We start from the raw sequence: 12,476 nt of genomic DNA, 5'->3' as shown, positions 1-12,476 counted from the left end.
CATCACGTCAGGGTAAAACTTGATACCTGATCAAAAGGAACAACGATACTCCTTATGGAAGAGCTTGCTAGCGTACAGGGGGACTAGAATAGCGCTTGCCTGGTTATCGTAGGCACAAATTTTTAAGAAACCGTCTTTATGGGGTAGCAGTTCCGTCAGGCAGGCGTCGTGCTGTTTGAAAGAACTGACCAATCCACGCCTATTCAGACTATTTGGGGTGCGATCGCTTGTCTTCCAAGACTATCTAAACTTTTATCCCCTGGAGAAGTCATGTCACTTGAGAACCTTGGTTTAACCCAGCCAGGAACCTTTTCTGGCGTCATTGCAACCTCGTCTCTGCTGTCTCCAACTCCCTTTTCTGAGCCGTATCCTCAATCCGCTCAAGTTTCCTCCAGTCTTTCAGTCGATCCCGCAGCCCAAGCCTTAATTCATACCCATAGCTCTCGTAGCCTACGCACTATTCGCGGAACCGCCCGCAACGATGTCATCAATACTCAAAACCTGTCCGGTAATATTCGTATTTTGGCCGGAGGAGGGAGCGATCGCCTGATCATCGGCCAGAGCACCATTGCCTATGGGCAAGCTGGCAACGACACTATCGACGCGCGTATAGGCCGTGGGGGCAATACTTTATATGGAGATGATGGAGGCGATCGTCTCTACGCTAGGCAGAACGACATTCTGGTTGGTGGGTTGGGACGGGACAATTTGTGGGGTGGTCTGGGACGCAATCGTTTAAGAGGGGGGGCAGGGGCTGACCGCTTCTGGTTAGCGAACGGCCGCCTACCCAACCAGGCCAATACAGTCCTGGACTTTAAACGGGGCCAGGATCTGTTGATGATTAATCGAGTGCCGGAAGTAACCTCCTTTGCAGATCTAACCCTGGTCCGTCAAGGAGCAAACACCCAGATACGAGCTAAAGGACAGGCGATCGCCACCCTGGTGAACGTGCTTCCCGGTCAACTTGACTACACCAGCTTTTCCTTTTTCCAGGGCACTCCGATTCGGATTAACTTCCAACCCAGTACAGCCCCTGCTCCTCAAGGCTACCGCGTCGATTCTGGGCAAAAATTTACAACTACCCGGCGCTATGGCTGGGTAATTCAAGGGACTCATACCCCACTGGATATGCGCAATCGTATATTCGATCGCAATACCTCTGGCGTTGAGCAACGGTTAGATAGTGGAATTCGGATGCAACCCGGAGGGGAAGCTCGGCCTGGAGCCTGGGAATATGCTCTGGCGAACGGTCGTTATAGTGTGACCGTTAGTGTGGGCGATCGCGCACTCACTTCCACCCACCGAATTCAAGCGGAGGGGGTAACCCTGGTTCCCGGTTTCCGACCCAGTACCCTCGAAAATTACAAACTGGCGACCGCAACCGTTACCGTAGCCGATGGCAAACTCACCTTAAATGCTCAAGGCGGGATTGATACCCGCCTTAATTTTGTCGAAATTATTCCCATCGCACCAGGGCCCCATCCCCGCGTCGTCAGTTCTCCTCTGGCAAACGCCAGCAACGTTAATCGAGGAGCCGCCATCACCATCAGCGACCTGAGTCTTGTGGGGGTTGGTATTGGGGTCGATGGGCGGACTTTGGCTCCCGGTAAAATTCAGCTCTACCGCACTCGGGACAACGCACCTGTGACGAGTGTGGCCAACACCAGCGGCGGAAATGACACGATTGTGATTCAACCTACCGTGCTGCTGGATGCTAATACTCAGTACACGCTGCGCATTACCGATGGCGTCAAGGATGTGGTAGGTCGCTCATTTCTACCCTATAGCCTGACCTTCACCACAGGCACAGCAGTCCCCGATACTTTGGGTGTGAACTTCGATCGCACAGAGGTATTCACCGGAGCACCGATCACCAGTCTGGTCATGAGCCCGAACAACCAATTCCTCTATGCAACCGCCCTGGATGGCCAGGTACGCCGCTGGACAGTAAATGCCCAGGGAGGACTGGCCAATCTCAAGACCTTTACAGTTGCCGGTGGCAGTAGCCCCTTCCCCAATCGGGATGTGATTGGCATTGCCGTTGACCCCACCAACCCGAACGTATTGTGGATATCGCATAATGCTCCCACTGGAACATCATTAACCGAAGATTTCACCGGGAAAATTACCCGGATTACCATCCAGGACAGCACCAATTTCACAGGCATCGCTCAGGACTACGTTGTGGGTTTACCCCGCTCCAGCAAAGAGCATTTCAGCAATAGCCTGCGGTTTGGCCCTGATGGGCTGCTTTACCTGGCCCAGGGAAGTAATACTTCAACGGGATCTCCTGATCCTACCTGGTCGCTACGACCTGAGCGATTATTATCCGCGGCGGTGTTGCAAATTAACCCACGTCTCACCCCTCCCGCAGGCGGTTTCAATGTACAAACCAATAACTACACAACCGATGGTGGGGTGACAACGACAGGGAATTACAACCCCTACGCCGCGAATGCTCCGGTAAAAATCTATGCCACAGGTATCCGTAATGGCTATGATTTTGTCTTCCATAGCAACGGCTCACTCTATGTACCCGGCAATGGGCCAGGGGCGGGCGGCTCAACCCCCGATGACCCAAATACCCCTGCCAATGAAGCTCTCTCTAACGTAGGCAGTCGTCCCGACTATTTGTTCCGTGTTGTGCAGGGAGGCTACTATGGACATCCCAACAGTGCCCGTGGAGAGTACATCCTCAATGGGGGCAATCCTACCAGTGGTGAAGATCCAGGAGAGGTAGTTTCCAGTGGATCGTTTACGGGCTATCCGATTGGCACAGCTCCAGACCCCAACTATCGAGGATCCATCTATACGTTTGGCTTTAGCCGCTCTACCGATGGCATTATTGAATACCAGAGCAATACGTTTGGTGGCGTGCTACGAAATCGTTTGCTAATTACAGAGTACAGCGCAGGGGATGACATTATTGCTCTGACGCTGGACGCTTCTGGTAATGTGGCCGCGAAGAATGTGCTTGCTTCTGGGTTTGCAAATCCCCTAGACCTGATTGAAAACACCGCCACCGGGGACATTTATGTAAACGAGTTATACCCGGGGAACGGCACCATTGGCCGTATCATCCTATTGCGACCAGCGTCGTAATGACGCCGTTGAAAAGAGTTTCTCACAGCACTGGGCGGCTATAGGGGTGTAGCACTGTATATCTGGAGGGGCGATCGCCCCTCACTAAATTTTCACGAAAGAGCGCAGATTTAAGCCCTTCAGTCCGATTAGGTGCTCTCAAGAAACACGCTATGTTTCCTGCATTTTCCGCTAAGGGGAACCGCTTCGCGGTTCCCCTTAGTAGGGAGCTCACACAATTAATGTCACTGAATTGAATGGATGAAATGGGGTGTGGAATTATGCTTCCACACCCCATTTCATCCATTCAATTCAGCGACGGGTAAAACCGAACTCGATAAAATTAAGGGACAAATATTCATCAATTTGTTTGGTTTGGTGCAAGAAGCGCTGCACTAAAAATGTAGCGAGCGATCGCCTCCCCAACGCTATGAAAATCCTGCTGGTAGAAGACGACACCCGCATCGCCCGAGCCCTTGCCGAAGCCCTTACAGATCAGCAATACGCCGTTGATATTGCGACTGATGGCGAAGAAGGCTGGGATATGGCCGAAGCCTACCAATACAGCTTAATCCTGCTAGATTGGATGCTCCCCAAACTAGACGGCATTCAACTCTGCCAACGCTTACGCCAACGTGGCATCCAGACCCCCGTCCTCATCCTCACCGCTAGAGATACCAATACCGATACCGTCATTGGCCTGGATGCAGGTGCCGACGACTACGTTGTCAAGCCCTTCGATCTCAAAGCGTTGATGGCTCGAATTCGGGCCCTACTCCGCCGAAGCAGCTCTACCCTTCCCCCCATTCTGGAGTGGGGTGGTTTACACCTTGATCCGGGTAGCCTGGAGGTGTGGTATGGCGATCGCCCCCTCACCCTCACCCCCAAAGAGTACCAACTACTTGAATTGTTTTTGCGTCAAAGCCACCGAACCCTCAGCCGAAGCAGTATTCTCGAGCAACTCTGGGCTTCGGAAACCACACCCGGAGAGGAAACCGTAAAAGTGCATATCCGGTCTCTGCGGCAAAAGTTAGCTGCCGCGGGCGCACCAGACTTCATTGAAACCGTCTATGGTTTGGGGTACCGTCTCAAACCAGCCGGTCAAGATTCAGGAAGTTAAAAACATTGATCCTCGTCCACACTGAGAAACAATAACCGTGTGGCTCAAATCATGGGCTTTGAAGAAGCTTAGCAACTGTTATGATTCCAGATTCTGTTCGCATTAGCCCCCAGTTCAAAGCACTACGATGGCGCTTGCTGTTGTCATCACTGGGAGTTATTGGCGGCACTCTGGCCGCTTTTGGGGCCGTGGTACACCATGTCGTTGCCCTCAATCTAGAGCAACAATCGGACCACGACTTGTCGCTGTTAGCCGATGCCGCAGCTCATAGCCTGCCCGACATCCTGGCAAGTCGCCACACGTCCATTCCAGCTAGCATTCTCGATAATGATGGCGATTTGGATATTTCCTGGCAGAAACTCCAACAAGAACACCAAGCCGTCGAATGGTTTGATACCCAGGGACAGCTAGTGGGACAATCAGGAAATCCTTTGTTGACAATACCGTTTAAGCCTCTACAGCAACAGTCTACAAATACCCGGAAGAACGAAAACGAGGACGATGCAGCAGCAGGTCAAGATATTGATGGTGACGGCACGCTAGACGGATTAATTCATCAATTAACTGTGCCAGTTTACTCAGAAGCTCGTACTAAAACAAAACCAGTGCTGCAAGGGTATGTACGCGTTAGCGCATTGGATGGGGAGATCGCCGCTGAGTTAAAAAGACTCCGTTCAGGCCTGCAATGGGGTAGTTTGCTGGCTTTAGGGTTATCGGCAGTTGGGGGATGGTGGTTAGTGCGACAATCACTTCAACCCATCGAAGCCAGTATGCAACAACTCAAGCAGTTCACAGCAGACGCCTCCCATGAACTGCGTACACCACTGACTGTCATTAAAACCTCCGTAGATGTAATCCAAAGTCATCCTGAGCGGGTAGATGTAGCAGATTTGCCAAAATTGGAGGCGATCGCCAGTGCTACTCGTCAAATGAGCCAACTGGTGGACGATTTACTATGGTTAACCCGATCTGATCAAATCACCGACAACCAATCTACTGCGTTGACCTTTCCCATCGACGAGTTACTGGAGGAGGTAGTTGATCAGTATGCACCTGAGGCTGAGCAACGCTGCATCACTTTCAAGGCAGTGCTACAGGCCGACACAATGGTATACGGCGATCCCTACTCTTTAAAGCGTCTGATGACTAACCTCGTGACCAATGCCCTGTATTACACGCCGAAGGGCGGGACCGTCACCTTGTCATCCCAGGAAGAACATAATTGGGTCGTCATTAACGTACAGGATACTGGCATTGGTATCGCGGCCGAGAGCCTACCGTTTGTATTTGATCGCTTTTGGCGTGCAGATCAAGCTCGAGCCCAACGTGAAGAAGGCTCAGGGTTAGGGTTAGCGATCGCTCAGGCGATCGCTAATTGTCACAGCGGAGAAATCACCGTGACCAGTGAACAGGGTAAAGGTAGCTGCTTTCAGGTCACTCTGCCAACAGCTTAATCAGCTTGTTAAGAGACTTGCCTCAGTACAGAAAAAATTAAGTGCAGTGTACGCACAACAAACCAATGTGTAAGAGAACATGTTGAGAGCGCCCCTCTCCAAAAGCCAACCTACCTTTAGGGTGATCTTCTATTTCTTCCCGAGTTCTTTACTAGCACTTTTCTATTGTTGAGAAAGTTCACGCAAACCGTCTTAAACAGGAGCAAGTTATGAGATTCAAGCATGTACTTTTGCTGTGTGCAATCGGCGTTTTCTCATTGACTGGATGTGGTAAAACGGAAACAGCAAGCACCACACCTGCCCCTGCATCCAACACAACAACGCAGGCTCAACCTGAAGAAACTGGAACGACACAATCAGCTCAAGCTCAAAGTGAGTATTCTCAACTACTTAGGGTTGTCAGACAAACAAGAGCAGACATTAAAGCCAAAAAGCTTCAAAAAGCTCGGCAAGAGTTTGAGAAATTTGAAGACGTTTGGAGCCCTGTTGAAGATAGCGTCAAAGCAAAATCTTCAGAAAGTTATGATGCCATTGAAGCCGATATAGATCGCGTTACAGCTGCACTAGAAGCATCTCGGCCAGGACAAGCTCTAACGGCTCTTCAATCTCTTAGAACTCATATTCAGGGAATTCCAAGCTCTTAATTCCAGGAGCTAATTGGAAAATATTTACATACTGTTTTTGTGCAAAACAGGCCTGTAAGAAATTAGATGCACCTGAGGAAGTAGATATTAGGGCGAATCGTAATTCGCCCTCCCCATCACTCTGAGATGGAATTATAGATCCCTTTTTACCTCTGTAAAACTTGACCCGCAGAACCAAGAAAACGCCTATTTCTCCCTAGTCTTTAGAAATGGAGACCTTTTATGCAGCGTACCTTCCGCAAGTATCATCGGGCGATCGCACTCATTATTTCACTCCCTATTCTGCTGACAGTTCTGACGGGAATACTGGCTACCTTCGTGCGGGAATGGGGCTTGAGCCTGGGTGTATCGTCAGGCTGGTTACTGAAGATTCATACAGGGGAGATCTTCAATTTGGAAGGCATTTATCCCATTCTCGATGGAGTGGGTTTGTTGGGATTAGTGGTTACTGGATTAAGTATGTCAGGGATATTTAAACGCAAAAAGCAAAAACCTGCTAGATAGTCATATTTCATCCAGTATTCCTACAGAATTTGTGGCGGCAGATTTGAGAAGTGAGGTGAGCATATATCGAGTCACAAGAATTTTCGAGCGTTGCACGATGCACGGCACTTAAAAACGTTCTTAACTCAACCTCAGATCACTCAGGAAATGTCTAAAAATCACAAATTAAGCAACCTGTTATTCCTCTTGTAGAAGTGGTAGCTTTGCTATTACTTCTACAAGAGGAATAACAGGTTATTCAGTACAAATCTTGATCATTCAGGACTTACGCAATTTTGCTATATCTAATACATTTTTATTGGGTGTAGTGTGCTTCATCCACTGCACCTGATGAAAATGTCTAAATTCTGAACCTAGGATGTGTAGCTATGCAGAAACTGCATGCTACTCCTCAAGATAGAGAGTTAGTCCTCCCTAAGTCAGAAGCCTCTTCAAAAGAAAGCTCTTAGATTTACGCCTCTAGCAGGGCGACAAAAGTCCTGGCTTCAAGTTCATCAAAGCTTTATTAATACCTCCTGGGTCTTCATCATTTCTATACAGAAAATGCCAATTTCTGCATTAATCTGACGAAGAGATTCAGTGTTTTTGCTGAAAAAATTGAGCGTTACACGGTTGTACGGCGAAACGATTTGATTGCTTGCACCTTGAAGGATGAATCAGGCTTGAATAGAACCCTGAAATTCCATAAGACTCCGTTCGAGCGACTGGCATAGATTCTTGAACTGATACGCAGTACTCCAAAAACAAAATTTGTCATCCTCTGAATACTTGGCACAGCCCTAACCTTTCAGCCGTTGGTTGCGAGTTAGGTCAATAGCCATGTTCGGCCGTGCCTACGTCACTTCTATTGAATTAGAGCCATGGTAGAAACTCCTACAAAGCCCTCCTCCCTCATTCCGCCTATCGCGGCATCTCATTCGATTGCATATCCATTTCCTGAAGAAGAGCGATCGCCTGCCCTCTGGCAACGTCTAGCGATCGCAGCGGCTTGTTTAGGGCTTGGGTTCGCTGCCGTCAGTACAGGTTCCGCGTCCATTTTGTACCGTCTAACTCACACCACGGTTCGAGAAGGTTTGGTTACAGGGCGATTGGTACGATTGCAAACCCCCATGGAGGGCGAAATTAAAGACTTCTTCGCGAGTTCTGGGGTTGATGTGCAATCGGGACAGGTGCTGGCACGGGTCGTTCCTGGGCAGCAACAGCAGCAGACCCTTTTGCAACTACAAGGGGATGTTGCTGAAAAAACAACTCAACTGGCAGCCGCCCGTCAATTATTGGATTTGCTCACAAACCAACTGCAAAGCCTGGAGCAGCAGGAAAAGGCATTGCAAGAGGTGAATACGGCGATCGCTTCCGATGACGTAACTCAACATCAAGCAATGGTGTCTGCTGCCCTGGCACGAGCAACCGCTGCTCAAGCCGATTTTGAGCGCTATCAACAACTTTTGGCAGCGGGTGTAGTTTCTCAGCAACAGGTCGATCATCTACGAGCCGAGTGGGAAGCCGCTCAAGCGGCCGTTGAACAGACCCAAGCCGGGGCCAGCAGTGCTGTAACCAAACGTGATGCAACCCAACAGGGCATTGGCATCAGAACCGGTGAAAACCAACAAGAGCAACGGATGGCTTTGATGCAGAGCATCCAAACTCAAGCGGCTATCGTCCGAACTCTTTCCGCCCAACTGGAGACCAGCCAGAAGCAACTAAAACAGACCCAGGCCGCCTATGGCAGCCGCGAAGCCCTTGAAGTCAAGGCTCCTTTTTCAGGAGTCATTTACAGCACTGAGCGGGAAACGGGTGAACAAGTGAGCCGTCCAGATGTGCTGCTGACCCTGCTGGATTGCAATACCCTTTGGGTCGAAGTGCTGGTCAGCGCCCAGCAAGCTCATCAGATTGATCCCCAAAGACCCGTGCGGGTGCAATTGGCAAATACCGCAGAAACCGTTATGGGAGATGTGGAATTGATAGAAGCCATTAGCCGCGCTGATCTGGTTAAGGACCAGACGCAAGCATTAACCCCCGCTATTCCAGAGCATTTAGTCGGGCAACCGTTAACTCGCATTCGGGTCTCCCTGCCGCCTAACGCTGAGCAATCTCAGGCCCAGCAGTTGTGTGGGGTAGGTCAGGCAGCTCAATTAACTTTTGGCTTGAAAGGGTTGATTCGCCGATAAGTCTCCTCTTCCGTGCCCGTTAGACATTGCCTATCTAGCTACGTCTTACCTCCTCCCATCAGGGTTGCAGTTCTTGCCGCTCATTTACGATCTTGAACCTCTATGGTTATCTCTTCTGCAAAACCGCAAAACTCCCTGAGTGCCCAACTCAACTTCCTGGCTTTTTTGTCCTTTTCACTGTGTGGATTGATTGGCTTATCCCTGCTGCGATCGAGCCAAACACCTATCTGGGACGTGTTTGGCATGGTGGGATTAGGCACCATTGGAATCTTTCGCTGGAGTTTGTTCTTGTGGAGAGTGTTGCGATCGCGCTTCTACCTCCACTGGGTCTTTCCGCGTTGGCGACGAAAGGCGGAGCAAATTCCGGTGGAATATCTACCGCCTATGTGTTTTCTGGTGCCCACCTACCGGGAGCAGCATTGGATCACTGAGCGTGTGTTTCGGGCGATCGTACAGGAGGCCAAAACCCTGGCTCAACCTGTAACCCTGCTCGTTAACAGCAGTGGTGATGAAGAAAATGCGGCCATTCGAGCCATTCTTGAAACTGAAGATCCGGGTTTGCAGCACATCCGCCTGATCCAAATGACCCAGAAGGATGGCAAACGCAAGGCTATGGCTGATGCCTTACGCGTCCTCGCGACCCTTAACCTTCCGCCAGATACGGTTGTCGCTCTCATGGACGGGGATTCGGAATTAGCTCCCGGTACCCTCCGACTCTGTCTGCCATTTTTCCGGATGTTTCCCAAAGTAGGTGCTTTGACAACAGATGAATTGCCGGTTGTCAAAGGCTCACCCATATTTTCCGAATGGTTTCATCTGCGCTTTGCTCAACGGCATTACCAGATGTGCTCCGACTCCCTGGATCGCAAAGTGATGTGTCTAACCGGGCGATTCTCGCTGTTTCGAGCCGAAGCTGCCTTTGCCCCCAGCTTTGCCGATCGCCTCGAAAACGACACATTGGATGACTGGCTCTGGGGCCGCTTCAAGTTCTTATCAGGAGATGACAAGAGTACCTGGTTCTGGCTTTTGCAACGTCGGTATGACATGCTCTACATTCCCGATGCACTTGTATATTCCATCGAAACGATTTCGGGTTCTGTGGTGGATCGGGCCTACCAGAATATGCGGCGCTGGTACGGCAATATGTTGCGGAGTAACGGGCGGGCGCTCGCTCTCGGCCCCAATGTCACTGGCTGGTACATCTGGTACAACCTGCTCGATCAGCGCATTAGCATTTGGACTTGCTTGCTCACCCCTGGCTTCTTGGTCGGTTCCTTACTAACTGCTAACTGGCAGGCGGCAGGCGTCATCATCGCTTGGATTTTATTTAGCCGACCGCTGATGCTAGCAATTGTCTTTTGGGGCCGGGTATCTCACCTCAAACCTATCCATCTACCCATTCTATTAGCCAGCCAGTGGGGCTCCTCCCTGGTTAAGATTTGGACCCAAATGAATCTAGCCACCCAGAGCTGGACGAATCGGGGAAACCAGAGCATTTCAGCCGAGGGAGCTGGGATGACGCGCCGAGTCAAGCTGGGCACCTCACGTTTTTTGGTTTACAGCCAGGTGTTTAGCTTTGCGATTCTGGTTGGTTGGCTCACAGGTATCGTCAATCCCACATGGGATCTAGCAGGGCTATGGCTGCTCCATGACACTCACCACCAGCCCACAACCCTGGTAGTGGATGTCGGCCAGGCCCAGAAGGACGGCAAAACCAAACACACCATTATCCCCAACGACGGCAAAGATGATGCCGCTGCCCTACAAACCCTCATCGCAGCTTTGCCAGCCGACCAACCGGTGCAACTCAATCTTCCCATCGGTGAAATTGATCTCGCTCGCCCCCTGGAAGTCAACCGCAGTAATCTGACCTTGAAGGGCCACGGGGTCGGGCGTACGATTCTCGTAACCCACACCGACACGACTGCCGAGGCAGCCCTCATCGTACGTCCCGCTCAAGCCCTCGAAGTGAGCACGAACCAGAACGGCATGGCCCCACCCCCAACAACACTTCAAAATGTGCAACTGAGCGGCTTTACCTTACGCCCGCCGGAACGCTTAGCTAACCTCTCAGAAGCGCCCACAATTGTGCTTCAGAGTGTTGACGACTCTTCCGTGAAAAACCTGCGAGTGGAAGGAGGAAAAACTCACAAAGGGGATGAGGAAGCGCGATCGCCCGTCATCCTACGCCACACTCAAAATATCGCGATCGAATACGTAAGCGCTGAGTAATCGAAAATGATTAAGTACGGTGGTGTGGGGCACTTCGTGCCCCACACCACCGTTGCTGTACTTAACGCATTTGCACGCTATAGAGCCTGGAGGACAGCACCTCGGCTTACGGGCCGGCTACTGTGTATACATATAGCTGAAAGGATTTTCTTTTCGTGCGCTTCGCGCACGGAAAGACAACTTTAAGGCGTTTTGGGTCGAGATGCACCTAACATCAAGACATCAGCCCTTTTGCTTTACTGAGCCTGATTTCCAGCGGACACCGAGAAATCTGCAAAGTCAATATAAACATCCTGCGGCGTTGCCCAGGATGAATCATTGCCGCCAAAAAAAGTTGAGAAAAACAATCCGTTGATTTGCAACCGATCTACCGTCCGAAATCTCAACCCACCTTGATTCAACACCAACGCCCCATCAAACCAAACCCTGATCTGTCCATTGGCAGCATTCGGCTGGTTCAACGTCACCTCCTGCTCAATGCGATGCCACACGCCCGGTCTAAAGCGCCAACTCCCACGGCCAATGGACGTCCCATAGTCTCTACTGGTCGGTAGGTAAGCATATACCTCCCCCTCCCCTTGCCTGCGCCACATCAATCGCGTCGAAAACCCATCTGTCCCATCCGGGTTGTCTCCTCCGCTAGCTCCCTCGCCGCCAAACAATCCTGGCAGTTTTCCCCCCTTCACAAAATCAAAGTTCTCAGAAAACCGCACGTAATAGCTCAGTCGCAAACGGTTCTGAGGGGCAATGCCCAGGTTGGCGTAAAATTGTGCGCCTCCAGAAGGAGCACCATCCTGCCGGGTCGCGGCCGGGCTGGCTGAGCCCGCCGGGTAATGCACTCGTATCACCTGACCAAACCGTCCATCTGGATCAGCCATCACTTCCAGGTTCTCTAGACCCCAACTGCCCTGTGGTTGCAAGCCCCAAGCTTCTAACGAATTGGGATTGACCAGGTCGCCCCGCCAGAGAGTTGTGGTGCGATCGCGCCCCCCTGCCACATCTGTCGATTCCTCAGCCAGGGTCAAAGGAACTTTAAAGAACGTACAACCGCTGAGCGGTAAAACAATCAGGGTCATCCCTATTAAGCAACGGGAAATACGGCCTACTTTCTTGGATAAAAAGAGCTTCTGAACCCGTAGCTGCTCTAAATGAGGGAGCCGAGAGGCGTTTTCCAGAACCCCAGCAAACCCATCGTTCACACTAGTTTCTGGCATAGGATCTCGCCTGAAGTAAGAGTTGATGTAAGACAGGGTTGTTACATTCTAAAGCTCTA

Annotated in this window: 8 protein-coding genes; 7 read left to right on the top strand and 1 reads right to left on the bottom strand. The window is 50.9% G+C overall.

Features of this window, described 5'->3' with window-relative positions; genetic code table 11:
• Positions 1-270 precede the first annotated feature (270 nt).
• From H6F91_RS12205 to H6F91_RS12175, 7 genes are all read left to right on the top strand, one after another.
• Positions 271-3,102 carry an Ig-like domain-containing protein gene (locus tag H6F91_RS12205; RefSeq protein ID WP_190773520.1) on the top strand — a complete coding sequence of 944 codons (2,832 nt, stop codon included), beginning with the start codon at positions 271-273 and terminating at the stop codon, positions 3,100-3,102.
• 409 nt (positions 3,103-3,511) lie between these two features.
• Positions 3,512-4,201: a response regulator transcription factor gene (locus H6F91_RS12200; RefSeq protein WP_190773521.1), complete on the top strand. Its 690-nt coding sequence runs from the start codon at positions 3,512-3,514 to the stop codon at positions 4,199-4,201.
• A gap of 80 nt (positions 4,202-4,281) precedes the next feature.
• On the top strand, positions 4,282-5,655 hold the full coding sequence (locus tag H6F91_RS12195; protein ID WP_190773522.1) for an ATP-binding protein: 1,374 nt from the start codon (positions 4,282-4,284) through the stop codon (positions 5,653-5,655).
• Between the two features lie 209 nt (positions 5,656-5,864).
• Positions 5,865-6,299, top strand: coding sequence for a DUF4363 domain-containing protein (locus tag H6F91_RS12190; RefSeq protein WP_190773523.1), 435 nt, complete (start codon positions 5,865-5,867; stop codon positions 6,297-6,299).
• Positions 6,300-6,521: 222 nt separating this feature from the next.
• Positions 6,522-6,803, top strand: coding sequence for a peptidase (locus H6F91_RS12185; RefSeq protein ID WP_190773524.1), 282 nt, complete (start codon positions 6,522-6,524; stop codon positions 6,801-6,803).
• 860 nt (positions 6,804-7,663) lie between these two features.
• Positions 7,664-8,971: an HlyD family efflux transporter periplasmic adaptor subunit gene (locus H6F91_RS12180; protein ID WP_190773525.1), complete on the top strand. Its 1,308-nt coding sequence runs from the start codon at positions 7,664-7,666 to the stop codon at positions 8,969-8,971.
• Between the two features lie 102 nt (positions 8,972-9,073).
• The gene (locus H6F91_RS12175) at positions 9,074-11,203 is read left to right on the top strand and encodes a glycosyltransferase (RefSeq protein WP_190773526.1); all 2,130 of its coding nucleotides are present in this window, start codon (positions 9,074-9,076) and stop codon (positions 11,201-11,203) included.
• Between the two features lie 236 nt (positions 11,204-11,439).
• Here the strand turns inward: H6F91_RS12175 and H6F91_RS12170 are convergent, their stop codons facing one another.
• Positions 11,440-12,417 (bottom strand): polysaccharide lyase, encoded by a 978-nt coding sequence (locus tag H6F91_RS12170; RefSeq protein ID WP_190773527.1) that lies wholly within the window; start codon positions 12,415-12,417, stop codon positions 11,440-11,442.
• Positions 12,418-12,476 lie beyond the last annotated feature (59 nt).

Source organism: Leptolyngbya sp. FACHB-8 (genome assembly GCF_014695575.1).
In the GTDB taxonomy this organism is placed as follows: domain Bacteria; phylum Cyanobacteriota; class Cyanobacteriia; order Elainellales; family Elainellaceae; genus Vacuolonema.
The sequence above is the reverse complement of the archived record's forward strand: the minus strand, read 5'-3'. Positions and strand labels throughout refer to the sequence as shown.